Consider the following 16,466-nt stretch of genomic DNA (forward strand, 5'->3'; position numbering starts at 1 on the left):
ATAAATTCATAATCTAGGGGGAAAACGATGAAGAAAAAGTACATTTTATCATTAGTTTTTGTGATGTTGCTTTCTATTGGATTAGCCGGCTGTGGCGGATCTAATGAAACCAACGGCAACGGTGGGGGAGACTCCGACGGTGGCGAATCTGCTGATGGAGGAACGCTAATCTTCGGACGTGGCGGTGACTCTGTTGCACTAGACCCAGCAGCCGTAACAGATGGTGAGTCATTCAAAGTAACAAAGAATATCTTTGATACGTTGCTTACTTATGGTGAACAAGATACAGAGGTAAACCCTGGTCTAGCTGAAGACTGGGAAGTTTCTGAAGATGGTAAAACATATACACTAATGCTTCGTGAAGGCGTCAAGTTCCACGATGGTACTGACTTCAACGCTGATGCTGTTGTGTTTAACTTCGACCGCTGGATGAATGGTAGTGAAGAATCTTTTTATTACTATAAATCGATGTTTGGTGGATTTAAAGGTGATGAAGGTCACGTAATCGAAAGCGTAACTGCAACAGATGAGAAAACAGTTGAAATTAAATTGAAAAGACCTCAAGCTCCATTCTTGAAGAACCTAGCGATGTCTCCATTCGCAATTGCAAGTCCTGATGCTGTTGAAAAGCATGGTGATAAGTTTGGTGAAAACCCTGTAGGTACTGGTCCTTTCGTATTTGATCAGTGGAGCCGTAATGACAAGATCGTTGTAACGAAAAACGAAGATTACTGGATGGATGGTTATCCAAAACTTGAGCGCGTTATTTTCAGAGCGATTCCAGATAACTCTGCTAGATTGAATGCATTGATGGCTGGAGAAATCGATTTGATGGATGGATTAAATCCTTCTGACGTACAACAAGTTGAAGATGATGAAAACCTTCAAACGTTCTTCCGTCCTTCTATGAACGTTGGATACTTAGGACTAACATCTAATCGTGAACCTCTAAATAACAAGAAAGTACGTCAAGCTTTGAATCATGCAGTGGATAAGCAAGCGATCATCGATGCTTTCTATGCTGGACAAGCAGAGCCTGCTAAAAACCCAATGCCACCTGTAATCAGTGGGTATAACGATGATATCGAACCTTATGAGTATGACCTGGATAAAGCGAAAGCACTTCTAAAAGAAGCTGGTTACGAAGATGGATTCGATATGGAGCTATGGGCAATGCCTGTACCTCGTCCATATATGCCAGATGGTCAAAAAGTAGCTGAAGTTATTCAAAGCAGTTTTGCTGAAATCGGTGTTAACGCTGAAATCAAATCTTATGAGTGGGCAACTTACCTAGAAAAAGCTCGTAATGGTGAAGCTGACAGCTTCCTACTTGGTTGGACTGGTGATAATGGTGATGCTGATAACTTCCTTTACGTTCTACTAGACAAAGACAATATTGGAAGCAACAACTACACGTACTACTCTAACGATGAGCTTCATGACCTCTTGATCGAAGCGCAGTCTACTCCTGACGAAGCGAAGCGTGAAGAGCTTTATAAGAAAGCTCAAGAAATCATCCATGAAGATGCACCGTGGATCCCTCTTGTTCACTCTAAACCAGCACTTGGTGGTTCTGAGAGAGTAAAAGGTTTCTCTCCACATCCGACTGGATCTGATACGTTGACGAAAGTTACTGTTGAACAATAAATGAAAAACAGGGGGGAGTGGAGCACTCCCCCTTACTATTCGGTTAAAGACGGAGATGCAATCATGAATCGTACATAAGGAAGAAGAGGTGAGTATATGCTTGCATATACAATTAGACGGCTGTTAATGCTTATACCTGTTCTATTTGGAATGACGTTGATCGTGTTTTTTATGATAAGAGCTATTCCTGGAGACCCTGCGCAAGTCATACTTGGTCAACAGGCTACAGAGGAAGCGATCGAAAGTCTCACCAAACGATTAGGGCTCGATCAGCCATGGTACATACAATATGTTGACTACATTAAAGGTTTGTTTACTGGAGATCTTGGAACATCACTACGCACAAGTTCAGATATTAGTGGTGAAATTTGGCCATACCTTGCAGCTACGCTTGAGCTATCTCTTGTAGCCATGGTCATTGCGATTTTCATAGGAGTAAATGCTGGAATCATCAGTGCATGGTTTCAAAACTCCTGGTTTGACTATACGGCGATGGTACTTGCTCTAGTCGGTGTTTCGATGCCAGTTTTCTGGCTTGGACTAATGGAACAGTGGGCATTTTCTCTTGAATTAGGCTGGCTTCCGTCTACTGGTCGAGAAAATGTAAGAAATCCGGTCGATGCGATCACCCATCTCTATCTTGTCGATACCCTAATCCAAGGTCGTATGGATCAATTCGGAGAAGTAGTGAAACATTTGATCTTACCAGGGATTGCACTCGGAACGATTCCGATGGCAATCATCGCACGAATGACAAGGTCGAGTATGCTTGAAGTCATGCGCTCTGATTTTGTTCGTACTGCACGTGCTAAAGGAACGAGAATGTTCTGGGTAGTATACAAACACTCTTTGAAAAACGCATTTATTCCTGTTTTAACGGTAATCGGTCTACAGATGGGGCTTCTACTAGGGGGCGCTATCCTAACAGAAACGATCTTCGGTTGGCCGGGAATCGGAAGGTATATTTACGATGCGATCAACTTTAGAGATTATCCTGTAATTCAATCAGGTATCCTTGTTGTCGCTGTTATTTTCGTATTCATCAACTTAATTGTCGATCTGCTCTATGCTGCAATTGATCCTCGAATCAAATACAACTAAGGGGGCTTCAAGATGGCTGAAATTGCTCCGCAGAAGCAAACAAATGTACCAAAACAACCAGACGAAGAAGTAATCTCACCATGGCGCGAAGCCTGGAAAGGGTTCAGGAGAAATAAGCTGGCAATGGTCGGCATGTGTATTGTTCTCTTCTTCATTCTTCTTGCCATTTTTGCCGGAGTGATTGCTCCGGAAGGTATCAATGAACAAAAGTTATCTGAGCGTTTACAATCGCCTTCAGCGAGTCACTGGTTCGGAACCGATGACTTCGGAAGAGATATCTTATCACGTATTATATACGGAGCAAGGATCTCATTATGGGTAGGGTTCTTTGCTGTACTAGGTTCAGCTGCAATTGGAAGTTTACTAGGAATGATCGCTGGCTATTATGGCCGCTGGGTCGATACGATCATTTCCCGTATTTTCGATATTATGCTTGCATTCCCTAGTATTCTACTAGCAATCGCTGTAGTAGCAGTACTTGGACCATCACTTCGAAATGCTTTGATCGCGATCGCAATCATCAACATCCCGAACTTTGGACGGTTGGTCCGGTCAAGAGTATTGAGTGTAAAACAAGAAGAGTATGTCATGGCTGCACGAGCCGTAGGGATGAGGGATACACGGATCATCTTCTCTCATGTACTTCCCAACTCGTTAGCCCCTATCATCGTTCAAGGAACGCTTGCGATCGCAACAGCGATCCTCGAAGCGGCGGCACTAAGTTTCTTGGGTCTTGGGGCACAAGCTCCTCAGCCAGAGTGGGGTAAAATGCTTGCAGACTCTAGACAATATATCATCCAAGCACCTTGGACCGTATTCTTCCCTGGTCTCGCAATCATGTTGACCGTTCTAGGTTTCAACTTATTAGGAGATGGGTTAAGGGATGCACTCGATCCGAAAATGAAGAAATAAAAAAATAAAAAAATCAGCCGTTTGGCTGATTTTTTATTTTGCATGTAACTCTTGTATGTCGACTTCGTTATCTTCTTGGTGATAGGAGTGGAAGCTGTCTACGAGTAAATCTAAATGTTCAAGATGATCATGGTAATCGATTATCATACCGATCAATGGGAAGATCGTCATCCATAGGTCTCGATTACACTCTCCACTTTCATATAAATCTACGTACCTTTCCGTCAAGGAAGACTCTCCATTATCTACTATATTTAACATCTCTTCAGGTGATTGGTGTCGTACTTTACCAATGTACTTCAGATGTATCCGTTCATGGTAGTTTGTTAATTCGTCTAAGTGCGTTTGAATAAGTTTTCTTACCTCGTCAGGCATGATCAATATTTTCACATCAAGCTGATCTAACATTTTCAAAATCGCAAAAGATTTTTCAGTGGTGGCGATCATCTGTCGAAAGAGAACCAACTTGCGTGCTTTCACATAATCTCTTTTCTTAAAGTATGTTCGTTCTTCCTTATATAGGAGGAAGTACTGATCACTTTTCACCGTATCTTCTTTAAGCTGGTTTAAATTTTCCTTCAATACCTTATGCTCCGCATCATTTCTAGTTGCGAGGCGAATCCATTGCGAAATGTACTCTGTGTTCCGTACGATTTTATGAAACAACTTTGTTTCGTACTTGGGAGGGAGAAAAATTAAGTTTACAAAAAATGAACTGATCACCCCGACCATGATAACAAGAAAACGGTTGGTTGCGAACGAGATAAATTCTTCTTGAGGTGCGTTCATAATCAAAATGAGCGTCACGATTGCAAGAGGAATCGTGCTTTCGATCTTAAGTTTAATATTGATCGCAATGAGCAAGATCGCACCTAGTCCGATGACGATAGGCTGATTTCCAAATACAAGTACAAGCACTACTGCTAGAATAGCTCCAATGATATTTGACTGAATTTGTTCAATTACTGATTGATATGATCGATAAATAGACGGCTGGATCGCAAAAAGAGCTGCAACTCCTGCAAAAGAGGGTGGGTCTAGCTCTAGCCATGTAGCAATATAAAGAGCGATCGTAATCGCAAGCCCTGTTTTAAAAATCCGGGCACCAAACTTCATTTTTGATAGATCCTTTCGTGTAAAGCTTTTAGTATAGTGATTATCCTGTCTTACCACTTTTAAACATTACAGAATGTACTAGTTATACAATGGATTGACCTAGATAGCAAGCCCTATTTTTACTAAAAGAAAGACAGAATAGCGTTTATTCTGTCTTTCTAATCTATTCTAAACGTTGCTCATCTGTTGGAAGACTCGTCCCACAGCATCAAGAGTGTCATCGATATCTTTGGTCGTATGTTCCGTTGTGAGGAACCACGCTTCATATTTGGAAGGTGCTAAGTTGATTCCTTCTTTTAGCATAAGTTTGAAGAATGTTGAGAATTTCTCTCCATCCGTATTTTCTGCTTGCTCATAATTTACGACTTCCTCTTCAGTAAAGTAGACAGTTAAGGCGCCTTTCAATCGGTTGATTGTAATCTGGATGTTGTTTTCTTTTGCGAGCTTGTGAATACCTTCTTCAAGTCTAGCACCGATCTCATCGAGGTGCTCATAAACACCATCTTGTTGTAAAACTTCTAAACAAGCAATTCCGGCTGAAATAGAAGCTGGATTTCCCGCCATCGTACCTGCTTGATAAGCTGGTCCAAGAGGTGCGACGCTTTCCATGATCTCTCTCTTACCACCGTATGCACCGATCGGCAAACCACCACCGATGATTTTACCTAATGCTGTCATATCTGGTTCAACGCCGATGAGGTTTTGAGCTCCGCCGTACATAAAACGGAATGCGGTGATGACTTCATCGTAGATTACGAGTGCCCCGTAATCATGAGTAATCTCATTCACTTGTTCAAGGAATCCTTCTTTTGGTTCTACGATGCCGAAGTTACCCACGATTGGTTCGACAAGCACACCAGCGACCTCATCGCCCCACTTATTCATCGCTTCTTTATATGCCTCAATATCATTGAAAGGGACTGTAATGACTTCTTTCGCAATACTCGCCGGTACTCCAGCAGAGTCTGGGCTACCAAGTGTTGCTGGGCCAGAACCAGCTGCTACGAGAACAAGGTCAGAATGTCCGTGGTAACAACCAGCAAATTTAACGATTTTATTTCGGCCTGTATACGCACGAGCAACACGGATCGTTGTCATGACAGCTTCTGTACCTGAGTTCACAAAGCGAACACGCTCTAAAGAAGGGATTGCATCTTGAAGCATCTTTCCAAAACGGTTCTCAAGTACGGTAGGCGTACCATACAAAACGCCGTTTTCTGCCGCGTGCGTAATCGCTTGAGTGATATGTGGATGTGCATGTCCCGTGATGATAGGACCGTAAGCAGCTAGATAATCTATGTATTTATTTCCGTCTACGTCCCAGAAATAAGGGCCACGAGCTTTCTCCATAAATATTGGGGTGCCGCCTCCAACACCTTTATAAGAGCGGGAAGGACTATTAACTCCACCCAGCATAATGTTTAGTGATTCTTTATGATGTTGTTCTGATTTTGAAATGTTCATAATTGCCTCCTTCTAAAACTAATTCCTGTTTCATTGTAGCATGATATATATAGGAAGAAACAAGCTCATTGATTGTACATTTATAAAGCCTCTTGTAAACTAAGTTGGTATGTGTAAAAAGGAGGAAGGCAAATGGAAAAAGTCATCGATGTGCAGTCACTGCGCAAAGACTTTAAATCACACTCGAGCCGCTCTGGTCTTAAAGGAGCTTTTCGAGATTTGTTTACAAGGAACTACAAAGTGATCTCAGCTGTTAAAGATATTTCTTTCACCGTTAATGAAGGTGAAATGGTTGGATATATTGGGGAGAACGGAGCGGGAAAATCAACGAGTATCAAAATGTTGACTGGAATTTTGACTCCGACGTCAGGAACAGTTCGCGTCAATGGAATGGATCCCCACAAAGAAAGAGAGAAATTCGTTCGTTCAATCGGTGTTGTGTTTGGTCAGCGATCTCAGCTATGGTGGGATATTGCTGTTCAGGAGTCATTTCGCTTACTTAAAAAAGTATATAACGTTCCGGATGATGTATATAACGAACACATGAACCATGTGATCGAATCACTGGACATTGGACCTTTATTAGATAAACCGGTTAGAAAACTCTCTCTTGGTCAGCGGATGAGGTGTGAACTTGCAGCAGCGCTACTTCACAATCCTAAACTATTGTTTCTAGATGAGCCTACAATTGGACTGGATGTATTAGTAAAACTTAAAATTCGTAACTTCCTAAAAGAAATAAATGAAAAGTACAAAACGACTATTTTGCTTACAACACATGATCTAACGGATATCGAAGCCCTATGCGATCGGGTGGTCATGCTTGACGAAGGGCAAATTATCTATGACGGTAAGCTTGCGAAACTTCGTTCAAATTGGGGAGAAGGAAAACAGATTGAGTTTCAGTTTGGTGAGGATGTTAACAAAGAAAAGCTTGTTCCGTTATTGAATGAGCTTGAAGCAGAATGGACGATAGGAGATCGCCCAAATGTTTTTGTTGCAAACGTTGTGAATGAAGAACACGTTATTTCTGAAGTAATCGGTAGGGTCGTTGCAGCTCATCGTATTACGGATATTAAGATTCATGAGATTTCGACTGAAGAGATTATACGTAATATATATGAAGAGGGAATGCTCAATGGGTAAGTATATTGAGATGATTCGAATTCGTTTCCTCATGATGCTTGCTTATCGTACCAATTATTATAGTGGTATCTTGATCTACAGCATCAACATTGGGGCCTACTATTTTTTGTGGAGTGCGATCTATGGGAACAAAGAAGAGATCGAAGGCCTATCCGTTATTCAGATGACGACTTATATCGCAGTGGCCTGGATGGCTCGGGCGTTTTACTTTAATAATATCGACCGAGAAATCGCTCAAGAAATTAAAGAAGGAAAAGTAGCTGTAGAGTTTATTCGCCCGTATCATTATTTAATGATGAAGACGATGCAGGGATTAGGAGAGGGTATCTTCCGTTTGAGCTTCTTTTCAATACCAGGCATGTTCATCGTTAGCTTAATTTTTCCTATCGAGTTTTCTGCAGCAGCTTCCACGTGGCTTTTCTTTACGTTAGCAATCATTCTTAGTTTTATCGTCAACACCCAGATCAATCTATTAACCGGCGTCCTCACATTCTTTTTCTTTAACAACGACGGTCTTATACGAGCAAAACGCGTTGTAATCGATCTATTCTCTGGACTCTTGCTGCCAATCAGTTTTTATCCAGGGTGGGCGCAAGAAGTAATGGACTTTTTACCATTTCAGGCGATCAGCTATATTCCAAGTATGATTTTTACGGAAGGTTTCCAAGGTGCTGCCGTTTATGAAGCACTTCTTTTCCAAGTGGTATGGGCAGCGATTTTAATTATTCCGATTCAAGCTCTCTGGATCATCGCAAAAAAACAACTGATCGTGCAGGGAGGATAATATATGAAGCACGCAACTATTTTCTTTCTATATGTTTCACAATATATGAAAACGAGATTAACGTATCGCGTTGATATGGCGATGGAAATCATGTCTGATCTATTGTTTCAAGCTGTAAACTTAATTTTCATTCTAGTGGTATTCGGGCACACAAATATGTTGAGCGGTTGGTCGAGGGATGAGATTATCTTTATCTATGGCTTTTTCCTCGTTCCATTCGCTATCTTCGGTGCTTTCTTTAACATTTGGGACTTTAATGAAAGGTATATCGTTAAAGGAGAAATGGATCGAATCCTTACTCGTCCGGTTCACAGTTTGTTCCAAATCATCCTTGAACGAATGGAATTAGAATCATTGTTTGGAATGATCACAGGGATAGCGGTTATGGTTTACGCAGGAAGTAGGCTGGATTTAACTCTATCTTGGTATGATCCGTTTGTTTTTCTTATGATGGTGATCGGAGGGGCATTTGTTTATGCAGGGATCTTCGTTCTTCTTGCTAGTATTAGCTTCTGGTCTGACAGCAGAACAAGCATCATGCCGATGATGTACAATATCGGAAACTATGGAAGATATCCAGTCGATATCTACAATAAAGTTATTCGTTTTATCCTTACTTGGATTCTTCCGTTTGCATTCGTTGGTGTCTATCCTTCCGCTTATTTTCTAGGCCGTGAAGAATGGTACGGCTATGCATTTCTTACACCAGTAATCGGCTTTGCTTTCTTCGGTTTCGCCATATTCATGTGGAACATCGGTGTAACTAAATACCGAGGTGCAGGTAATTGATCGACCAGAGGGACTCCCTCTGGTTTTTTATTTAGAAACCAAGCCAAGTTGTGACAGTGCAAAATCTTCTTTGAGTTTTTTAATTCCTAACCGAACGCGGCTTTTAACTGTACCGAGTGGAATTTTCTTTCTAGTCGCCACTTCTGATTGTGAATACCCTTCAAAATAAATAAGTCTCATAATTTCTTGCTGTTCAAGCGTCAATGTCGTTAATGCTTGATCGATTACATGGTTATCTTCTATATGATCATGTGTATAAGCTGTTTCGTTCACGGCACGAAAATCTTCCATCACCGTTTCTTGAAAGCTGCGCTGTTCCTTTTTGATTCGATCGATGGCACGATTCTTCGTAATCTGATTAACCCATGAAGAAAGTTTTCCTTTACTAGGATCGAATTGATTGCGCTTATTCCAAACCTCCATGTACACATCTTGAACAACCTCTTCGGCAATTTGTTGATCATTGACGATACGACGTGCGATGTTGATCAGCGTCTGTTGATTTTCGTAACAAAAACTCTGGAACAGCTCCTCGTTATTCGGGCCCCAGTAACCGATCGCGAAGTTTTCTTTCTTCACGTTACGCAACTCCCTCTATAGTTATTTAGTAGGTTTATTCCCCTTGTTTCGAAATAAAAACAAATTAATTTTAAAAAACGTGATCCACTAACACTCTTTTTGTCGTATTAATAGTTGAACATAGGTTATACAAAAGTATAACAAAAACAAAACAAGAGGAGTGGAAGCATGTTAAAGAAATTTATGGCGTCCGCAGTTGCACTAGTTATGATGTTTGGACTTATCGGTACTCAGGCTTTTGCGGATGATCACAAAGCGATGGTTCGCGTAATTCATGCATCACCTGATGCACCGGCAGTAGATGTTTATGTTGATGGAGAAGCGGTTGTGGAAGGTGCCGAGTATAAACAAGCGACAGATTATCTGGCTCTACCTGCTGGAGACCACAAGATCGAAGTATTCCCTGCAGGTGAAAATGGTGAAGGTGACCCAGTTATCAGTCAGAACGTAACACTCGAAAAAGGAATGAAATATTCTGCAGCTGCAGTTGGTAAACTTGATGGAATTTCCCTTTGGGCGCTAGGTGATGACGCAGAAGCTTCTGAAGGAAAGGCGAAAGTAAGAGTTGTACATGCTTCCCCGGATGCTCCTAACGTTGATGTAGCAGTAAAAGATGGAGATGTTCTTTTCTCAGATGTTGCTTTCAAATCCACATCTGACTATGCTGAAGTTGATCCGATGACGGTTGATTTAGAAGTTCGTCCAGCTGGTTCTGAAGACGTAGTACTTGAGATCCCTGGAGTAGAACTTAAAGAAGGATATGTCTATTCTGTATATGCGATCGGACTTGTTGAAGGAGAACAACCTTTAGAAGCTTGGCCGCTTGTAGATTCTTCAAACATGCCTTCTGATATGCCTCAGACAGGAATGGGTGGTACGGCTGATCAAGGAAACAATATGATTGCTTGGACACTGTTAGGTGCTGGAATTCTAGCAGCTGGAACAATCATCTTTATTCGTAAAAAGGTAACAGCATAATTCATTCAAGAGGAGGAGCAGCGATGTCACTAAAGAAGGTGTTCAGTATCATTCTTTTAGGGGCAGCCATGGGCTGCTCCTCTTCTAATAATACTGAGCCAGAAGCCATGCCAGTTACTGAGAGTGCAGAAGTGGCTGTCACTTATGAAAGTAAATCAGAAGCAAAGACACCAATGTATGAAGGGATTGTACCAGAACGATTGTCGATCCCAGAAATAGATGTAGATGCAAAGGTTGAACATGTTGGTCAGTTACCTAATGGTCAAATGGATGTGCCAAAAGATGATCAGAACGTAGGGTGGTATGAATTAGGCGCTGAGCCTGGGGAAGCTGGAAACGCTGTGATTGCTGGACACGTAGATAATAAAACTGGGCCTGCAGTATTCTTTCATCTAGGCGATCTTAAACCAGGCGATGTCCTATCCGTAACAAGCGATATCGGAAAATCCTATGAGTTTACAGTCGAGAGCACATCTTCTTATCCAAGAAATGATGCCCCGCTTGAGAAGATTTTTGGTATGAGTAATAAACCACGATTAAACCTTATTACCTGCACAGGGACTTTCAATCGAAGTGCCGGTACACACGAAGAGCGAATGGTCGTCTATACCGTGCTATCTTCGTATTAGTTTGTCCTATTTCGTAATAATCCTCATAAAGTGATTATGAGGTGGTTCAATGATCATTGGATTGATAATTCTAGCCATGATAATCGCTACATTAGGAATCGGGAAGAGTCTAGTCTCACTAATGAAGAGGACGCGTATACCAGGAAGTCTTCTTTCCGTTTACAAGCTAGTGCTATTATTTATCGTTTACTTTACGATGATTACAGCTTTTGCCTGCATCTATCTAGGGCTAATCATTCTTGAAATACCTGTATTAAGAGAAGGTAGTATCGATATTTCCTTAATTCCTATGGACGCATTGACTAGGGTGCAATCCGTTCTTTATTTTAGTGCAGTGACACTTTTGTCAGTTGGGTATGGTGACATCACCCCGATTGGGGTTGGTCGCTGGATCGCTATACTCGAAGCTTTGATAGGATACTTAATGCCAGCAGCATTCTTTGTGACGACGATCGTCCATTACAAAGAGGGGTCATGAGTTGTAAGTTTCTTTGTATTTCGGTACGCTTACTTTAGAAGTAATCATAAGGAGGCGTAACGATGAGTGTTGAAGTTGGTCAAAAAGCACCTGATTTTAAATTAGAAGCAAGTACTGGAGAAACCGTATCCCTATCAGACTACAAAGGAAAAAACGTCGTTCTTTATTTTTATCCTAAGGATATGACACCTGGCTGTACGACTGAAGCGTGTGATTTCAGAGATCATATCGAAGGTTTCGAAGAGCTCGATACAGTTATTCTAGGCGTTAGCCCAGACCCTGTTGAGAAGCATAAAAAGTTCATCGATAAATATGAACTTCCTTTCCTTCTTCTAGCTGACGAAGATCATAAAGTAGCTGAAGCATATGACGTATGGCAGTTGAAGAAGAACTTTGGTAAGGAGTACATGGGAATTGTGCGCTCCACGTTCGTTATCGATAAGGAAGGCACTCTTGTAAAAGAATGGCGCAAAGTTAGAGTGAAAGAACATGTGGAAACAGCACTGAACTATATCAAAGAAAACCTAGGGTAAAAGATGATGCTTTAATGGCAAAAGACTATCCAGATCTAGTCGATATGCATAGTCTATCAGAAGATCATATCTTCAGTTTTGAGCGCAAAAAGCGCTCTTTTTTATTGTGTTTGTTCCGAAAATTCTCTTAACTCAAGGGTTTTCGTTTAAAGGGTCAACATAAATCAGCTATACTTGAATCATAATATTGATTCCTCGAGGTGAAACTATGAACATTGTATCTACAGCAAAACTTAAATCACAAATTAAAAGCGATTTGATAAGCGAATACCCAGAAGTTACATTTCAGTTTTATCCTTCTATGAGTGAAGCGGAGGAACACCTACATGAAGCAGACGTACTGGTTACATACGGTGAGGACGTTCGTGAAGAACATATCTATAAAGCGAAAAAGCTAAAGTGGATCATGGTCTTATCAGCTGGGGTAGAGCTGTTACCTTTTAATACGATAAAAGAGAGAGGGATACTCGTTACGAATGCAAGAGGAATTCATCGTATCCAAATGGCAGAATATACGGTTTGGGCTATGCTGATGACGGCTCGTAATACGAAGGAACTTCTTGCGAATGAAGCTTCGAATACGTGGGACAAGAGGATGCCATTAAATGAGATATCGGGATCAACTATCGGTGTAATCGGAACTGGAGCTATTGGTGGAGAAATAGGTCGAATTGCAAAAGCATTCAATATGACTACGATTGGAGTGAATCGTAGAGGGGAGCCATCTGAATATTTTGATCACATGTATTCTAATGACAAAGTGATGGATATGCTTCCTAAGTGTGACACTGTCGTCAATGTACTTCCAAGCACTCCTGATACGTTTCAATTCTTTACAGACCAACACTTCCGTGCCATGAAAGACACAACTGTTTTTATCAACATTGGAAGAGGCGATACTGTAGATGAAAATGCTTTAGTGAGCGCACTACACAATAAAGAGATCCACCATGCAGTCTTAGATGTTTTTGAAACCGAGCCGCTCGATAAGGAACACCCTTTTTGGGAAATGCCTAACGTTACTGTAACACCACATCATTCAGGAGTATCACCGAATTACCAGCCTCGTGCAATCGAAATTTTCAAAAGAAACTTGAACGAATACATGAATGGTACGAACGATTTTCAAAATAATATTAATCTAGATAGGGGGTATTAATGATGAAGATCTATACTAAGACGGGTGATAAAGGTGAGACGTCATTAATCTACGGGAAGCGTGTTCCAAAAAATGATATTAGAGTAGAAGCTTACGGGACTTGTGATGAAGCGAATTCTCAGATTGGACTTGCACTCAGCTATGTCTCAAACGCCCGATTCGATGGAAAAGAGAACTGGGATGATATTTTTCACAAAATCCAAACGTGGCTTTTTCATGTGGGTGCAGAACTAGCCACTCCTGATGGTAAAAATGTTGGGTGGAAGATAGAAGCTTCTCATATTGAAGAGATGGAAGCTCAGATCGATGTTTGGGAGAAACAACTTGATCCTTTGAAAAACTTTATTCTGCCAGGTGGACATCAAGCCGGTGCATGTTTACACGTTTCAAGGACGATCGTACGAAGAGCAGAACGAAATGCAACTTTAGTAGAAGGGGTTAATCCGCTAGTTCTTTCATTTTTAAATCGCTTGTCTGATTTTCTATTCGTAGCTGCACGTTATATTAATTATCATATGGGAGAAAAGGAATCTATTTTGCATGATGAAAAGAAGTGATACCTTGTGCGCATAGTAGATTATTGACAATTGATGGCTCTACCATGTACACTAATTATAAACATTACAATGTAAGAATGCTTGTTGGAAGAGAGGTGCATGACGAATGGCTGAAGAAAAACTGCATGGAGCGATAGAAGCAATGAAAAGCTCGGGTGTGCGTATTACCCCTCAACGTCATGCCATATTGGAACATTTGATCCAATCAATGGCCCATCCTACAGCAGATGAAATATATAAGTCGCTTGAAGGAAAGTTTCCTAATATGAGTGTTGCAACAGTTTACAATAACTTGAGAGTGTTTAAGGAAATTGGACTTGTTAAAGAATTAACATATGGAGACTCTTCAAGCAGGTTCGACTGTGTTACGACTGATCATTACCATATTATCTGTGATGAATGTGGGAAAATTGTAGACTTCCATTATCCCGGATTAGATGAAGTTGAAACGCTGGCTGAGCAAGTCACAGGCTTCAAAGTTGGCGACCACAGGATGGAAATATACGGTTCATGTCCGGAGTGTCAAAAGAATAAACACTAAAAAAACTCGCCTCAAATGGCGAGCTTTTTTAGTGTTAACAAAAAAGGAGCACAGCGACTCCTTATTTATTTTTAGTCTTTTTACTATTATATTTCTCGTCGAACTCGACACCCTCTAAGCTTGGATCCATCGTCAATGGCTGTTTGCAATACATACAAGCATCCACTCGCCCAAGTACTTTCGTGGTTCTCTCACAATTAGGACAGGTGACCTGGACAGCTTTGGTCGATAGCATCCCAATCCAGAAATACACAACAGCACTAGCAATCGTTGCTAAGAAACCAATAATCATAAACAACGTCATTAAGAAGACGGATGTTTTAAAGAAAATACCTATATACATTATACCAATTCCGATAAAGACTAAGCTCAGTGCGAACGTACGAATTCTATTTATTTTGTTTGTATACTTTAATTGCATCACTTGTCCCTCCTGCAACCAAGTATAGCATATGGATTATCTGTAAGCACTTTCCTTAACATCTTCCATAAAAAGTTCAAAATTAGGATTGCTTAATTTATAACAGGATTTATAATATTGAATGTTGAATTGTTTAGACAGGTACGGGTCCAAGAATAAAAAAGTACTGCTGGAGGAAAGTCAGATGGAAAACCTTTTAAGGCCGATTTACCAGGAAAGAGCAAGTCACCCCGAAACCCTTGGAGTTATTGTAATTGAAAAAACAAAACCACATCATCCATTGACTGATAACTTTGATGTCGTTTTATTGATCATCGTTAATAATAATCAAAAGCCATGGCTTGTTAAGCATTATGAATTTGAGGACAAAAAAGCAGCGATGCATGTTGTTTCGGAACAACAAGTTCATGATTGGTTGCTTACAGGGAGCCATCGTCGTCTAGTGGCTTGGCTTGTTAACGGAAAGATCATTTTTGATCGGAATGAATACATAGCAGGATTGAAAGAACGTATTCGTGAATTTCCATTAGAGGAACGTACTCGCAAGATCGGAGTTGAATTCGCTAAACTCATCAGAAGGTATATGGATGGTAAGGAACTGTTTGCTTCAAAACAATATATGGATGCTTACAATTTTATTTTGCATGCTTTGCATCATCTAGCACGTTTATCTGTCATCGAGCATGGTTTCCATCCAGAAATCACCGTTTGGAATCAAGTGAAACATATTGAACCTGAAATTTTTAAGTTGTATACTGAGCTTCTCACTGGTGAAGATCCTCTTGATAAACGCCTTGAATTGCTCCTACTTGCTAATGACTTTTCACTTTCATCTAAATCTTTCAACGCTACTCTTCATATAAGGAAGGTTATGAATGAGCGCGATGGAGTTTGGACTTATCAGGAGCTCTTGGAGAACGATCAGTTAAAAGAGTATGGAATCGATCTAGGCGCTCTTCTAGAGTATATGGTAGAGAAAGAACTTATTGAAGTTCTACTATCTGAAACAAAAGGTAATGGAATTTATAGTCGTCAGTATCGAGCAAAATAGCAACTTAAAATAAACGGGGGAAAATATTATAAAAAGGGTTGACCATATTTTTACCCCGTGATATATTATTACTTGTCGCCGCAAGAGAGCAACGCGGCAAACAAAAACTTTTAAAAATGTTGTTGACTTCGAATGAGTTAATGTGTTACATTAATAAAGTCGCTGAAAACGACATTGAAAGAAACAAATCGATCTTTGAAAACTGAACGAAACGCCATGCAAGAAATTGTTTCTACGGAAACAACATTGTTTTAAAGCTAGATTGAACTTTTCTATCGGAGAGTTTGATCCTGGCTCAGGACGAACGCTGGCGGCGTGCCTAATACATGCAAGTCGAGCGGAGAAATGGGAGCTTGCTCCCATTTCTCAGCGGCGGACGGGTGAGTAACACGTGGGCAACCTGCCCTACAGACTGGGATAACTCCGGGAAACCGGAGCTAATACCGGGTAATACATAGCATCGCATGATGCAACGTTGAAAGTTGGCCTTTGGCTAACACTGTAGGATGGGCCCGCGGCGCATTAGCTAGTTGGTAAGGTAACGGCTTACCAAGGCCACGATGCGTAGCCGACCTGAGAGG

At 40.9% G+C, this 16,466-nt stretch carries 18 protein-coding genes and 1 rRNA gene; 15 read left to right on the forward strand and 4 right to left on the reverse strand.

The window, feature by feature from the left end:
• Window positions 1–27 precede the first annotated feature (27 nt).
• The 3 genes from ACXAHI_RS18650 (at window position 28) to nikC (ending at window position 3,660) form a co-directional block, all read left to right on the forward strand.
• Window positions 28–1,647, forward strand: a complete 1,620-nt coding sequence (locus ACXAHI_RS18650) for an ABC transporter substrate-binding protein (RefSeq protein ID WP_474814317.1) — start codon at window positions 28–30, stop codon at window positions 1,645–1,647.
• Between the two features lie 96 nt (window positions 1,648–1,743).
• Window positions 1,744–2,748 carry an ABC transporter permease gene (locus ACXAHI_RS18655; protein WP_474850415.1) on the forward strand — a complete coding sequence of 335 codons (1,005 nt, stop codon included), beginning with the start codon at window positions 1,744–1,746 and terminating at the stop codon, window positions 2,746–2,748.
• Between the two features lie 12 nt (window positions 2,749–2,760).
• Entirely contained in the window at window positions 2,761–3,660 is a 900-nt protein-coding gene (gene nikC, locus ACXAHI_RS18660) for a nickel transporter permease (RefSeq protein WP_474850417.1), read from the forward strand.
• 33 nt (window positions 3,661–3,693) lie between these two features.
• Here the strand turns inward: nikC and ACXAHI_RS18665 are convergent, their stop codons facing one another.
• A complete protein-coding gene (locus tag ACXAHI_RS18665) occupies window positions 3,694–4,776 on the reverse strand; it encodes an FUSC family protein (protein ID WP_474850419.1) in 1,083 nt (360 codons plus the stop codon).
• 168 nt (window positions 4,777–4,944) lie between these two features.
• Entirely contained in the window at window positions 4,945–6,240 is a 1,296-nt protein-coding gene (locus ACXAHI_RS18670) for a glutamate-1-semialdehyde 2,1-aminomutase (RefSeq protein WP_474850421.1), read from the reverse strand.
• Between the two features lie 132 nt (window positions 6,241–6,372).
• Between ACXAHI_RS18670 and ACXAHI_RS18675 the strand changes: the two genes are divergently transcribed.
• The 3 genes from ACXAHI_RS18675 to ACXAHI_RS18685 are packed head-to-tail and all read left to right on the forward strand — an operon-like array spanning window position 6,373 to window position 8,959.
• Window positions 6,373–7,386 (forward strand): ABC transporter ATP-binding protein, encoded by a 1,014-nt coding sequence (locus ACXAHI_RS18675; protein ID WP_270182620.1) that lies wholly within the window; start codon window positions 6,373–6,375, stop codon window positions 7,384–7,386.
• Complete coding sequence (locus tag ACXAHI_RS18680) at window positions 7,379–8,170, forward strand: ABC transporter permease (protein WP_474850423.1); 792 nt, start codon at window positions 7,379–7,381, stop codon at window positions 8,168–8,170. Before ACXAHI_RS18675 ends, ACXAHI_RS18680 begins: the two co-directional genes overlap by 8 nt.
• 3 nt (window positions 8,171–8,173) lie before the next feature.
• On the forward strand, window positions 8,174–8,959 hold the full coding sequence (locus ACXAHI_RS18685; RefSeq protein WP_270182618.1) for an ABC transporter permease: 786 nt from the start codon (window positions 8,174–8,176) through the stop codon (window positions 8,957–8,959).
• A 27-nt stretch (window positions 8,960–8,986) separates the two neighbouring features.
• Here the strand turns inward: ACXAHI_RS18685 and ACXAHI_RS18690 are convergent, their stop codons facing one another.
• The gene (locus tag ACXAHI_RS18690; RefSeq protein WP_474850425.1) at window positions 8,987–9,538 is read right to left on the reverse strand and encodes an RNA polymerase sigma factor; all 552 of its coding nucleotides are present in this window, start codon (window positions 9,536–9,538) and stop codon (window positions 8,987–8,989) included.
• A 168-nt stretch (window positions 9,539–9,706) separates the two neighbouring features.
• Between ACXAHI_RS18690 and ACXAHI_RS18695 the strand changes: the two genes are divergently transcribed.
• The 7 genes from ACXAHI_RS18695 to perR all read left to right on the forward strand — a co-directional run bounded on the left by ACXAHI_RS18695 (window position 9,707) and on the right by perR (window position 14,413).
• Entirely contained in the window at window positions 9,707–10,516 is an 810-nt protein-coding gene (locus ACXAHI_RS18695) for a DUF4397 domain-containing protein (RefSeq protein ID WP_474850427.1), read from the forward strand.
• Between the two features lie 23 nt (window positions 10,517–10,539).
• Window positions 10,540–11,145 carry a class F sortase gene (locus ACXAHI_RS18700; protein ID WP_474850429.1) on the forward strand — a complete coding sequence of 202 codons (606 nt, stop codon included), beginning with the start codon at window positions 10,540–10,542 and terminating at the stop codon, window positions 11,143–11,145.
• Between the two features lie 49 nt (window positions 11,146–11,194).
• Window positions 11,195–11,623, forward strand: a complete 429-nt coding sequence (locus ACXAHI_RS18705; protein WP_270182614.1) for an ion channel — start codon at window positions 11,195–11,197, stop codon at window positions 11,621–11,623.
• A 62-nt stretch (window positions 11,624–11,685) separates the two neighbouring features.
• Window positions 11,686–12,156, forward strand: coding sequence for a thioredoxin-dependent thiol peroxidase (bcp, locus tag ACXAHI_RS18710; protein ID WP_474850431.1), 471 nt, complete (start codon window positions 11,686–11,688; stop codon window positions 12,154–12,156).
• A 208-nt stretch (window positions 12,157–12,364) separates the two neighbouring features.
• A complete protein-coding gene (locus tag ACXAHI_RS18715; protein ID WP_474850433.1) occupies window positions 12,365–13,315 on the forward strand; it encodes a D-2-hydroxyacid dehydrogenase in 951 nt (316 codons plus the stop codon).
• A 2-nt stretch (window positions 13,316–13,317) separates the two neighbouring features.
• Window positions 13,318–13,872, forward strand: coding sequence for a cob(I)yrinic acid a,c-diamide adenosyltransferase (locus tag ACXAHI_RS18720; RefSeq protein WP_474850435.1), 555 nt, complete (start codon window positions 13,318–13,320; stop codon window positions 13,870–13,872).
• A gap of 106 nt (window positions 13,873–13,978) precedes the next feature.
• Window positions 13,979–14,413 carry a peroxide-responsive transcriptional repressor PerR gene (perR, locus tag ACXAHI_RS18725; protein WP_270182611.1) on the forward strand — a complete coding sequence of 145 codons (435 nt, stop codon included), beginning with the start codon at window positions 13,979–13,981 and terminating at the stop codon, window positions 14,411–14,413.
• Between the two features lie 61 nt (window positions 14,414–14,474).
• Here perR and ACXAHI_RS18730 read toward each other — a convergent pair whose 3' ends face one another.
• Window positions 14,475–14,834 carry a YgzB family protein gene (locus tag ACXAHI_RS18730; RefSeq protein ID WP_270182610.1) on the reverse strand — a complete coding sequence of 120 codons (360 nt, stop codon included), beginning with the start codon at window positions 14,832–14,834 and terminating at the stop codon, window positions 14,475–14,477.
• Window positions 14,835–15,018: 184 nt separating this feature from the next.
• On the opposite strand from ACXAHI_RS18730, the gene ACXAHI_RS18735 reads away from it, so the two are divergent.
• Together ACXAHI_RS18735 and ACXAHI_RS18740 are read left to right on the forward strand one after the other, a co-directional pair.
• The gene (locus tag ACXAHI_RS18735; protein WP_270182609.1) at window positions 15,019–15,885 is read left to right on the forward strand and encodes a nucleotidyltransferase-like protein; all 867 of its coding nucleotides are present in this window, start codon (window positions 15,019–15,021) and stop codon (window positions 15,883–15,885) included.
• Between the two features lie 272 nt (window positions 15,886–16,157).
• A 16S ribosomal RNA gene (locus ACXAHI_RS18740) occupies window positions 16,158–16,466 on the forward strand; the annotation flags it as partial.

This window comes from Anaerobacillus sp. ABD4_527, assembly GCF_056160805.1.

Coding starts and splice junctions, on each gene's coding strand:
- ACXAHI_RS18650 (WP_474814317.1), top strand. CDS start 28: ATGAAGAAAAAGTACATTTTATCATTAGTTTTTGTGATGTTGCTTTCT.
- ACXAHI_RS18655 (WP_474850415.1), top strand. CDS start 1,744: ATGCTTGCATATACAATTAGACGGCTGTTAATGCTTATACCTGTTCTA.
- nikC (WP_474850417.1), top strand. CDS start 2,761: ATGGCTGAAATTGCTCCGCAGAAGCAAACAAATGTACCAAAACAACCA.
- ACXAHI_RS18665 (WP_474850419.1), bottom strand. CDS start 4,776: ATGAAGTTTGGTGCCCGGATTTTTAAAACAGGGCTTGCGATTACGATC.
- ACXAHI_RS18670 (WP_474850421.1), bottom strand. CDS start 6,240: ATGAACATTTCAAAATCAGAACAACATCATAAAGAATCACTAAACATT.
- ACXAHI_RS18675 (WP_270182620.1), top strand. CDS start 6,373: ATGGAAAAAGTCATCGATGTGCAGTCACTGCGCAAAGACTTTAAATCA.
- ACXAHI_RS18680 (WP_474850423.1), top strand. CDS start 7,379: ATGGGTAAGTATATTGAGATGATTCGAATTCGTTTCCTCATGATGCTT.
- ACXAHI_RS18685 (WP_270182618.1), top strand. CDS start 8,174: ATGAAGCACGCAACTATTTTCTTTCTATATGTTTCACAATATATGAAA.
- ACXAHI_RS18695 (WP_474850427.1), top strand. CDS start 9,707: ATGTTAAAGAAATTTATGGCGTCCGCAGTTGCACTAGTTATGATGTTT.
- ACXAHI_RS18700 (WP_474850429.1), top strand. CDS start 10,540: ATGTCACTAAAGAAGGTGTTCAGTATCATTCTTTTAGGGGCAGCCATG.
- ACXAHI_RS18705 (WP_270182614.1), top strand. CDS start 11,195: ATGATCATTGGATTGATAATTCTAGCCATGATAATCGCTACATTAGGA.
- bcp (WP_474850431.1), top strand. CDS start 11,686: ATGAGTGTTGAAGTTGGTCAAAAAGCACCTGATTTTAAATTAGAAGCA.
- ACXAHI_RS18715 (WP_474850433.1), top strand. CDS start 12,365: ATGAACATTGTATCTACAGCAAAACTTAAATCACAAATTAAAAGCGAT.
- ACXAHI_RS18720 (WP_474850435.1), top strand. CDS start 13,318: ATGAAGATCTATACTAAGACGGGTGATAAAGGTGAGACGTCATTAATC.
- perR (WP_270182611.1), top strand. CDS start 13,979: ATGGCTGAAGAAAAACTGCATGGAGCGATAGAAGCAATGAAAAGCTCG.
- ACXAHI_RS18730 (WP_270182610.1), bottom strand. CDS start 14,834: ATGCAATTAAAGTATACAAACAAAATAAATAGAATTCGTACGTTCGCA.
- ACXAHI_RS18735 (WP_270182609.1), top strand. CDS start 15,019: ATGGAAAACCTTTTAAGGCCGATTTACCAGGAAAGAGCAAGTCACCCC.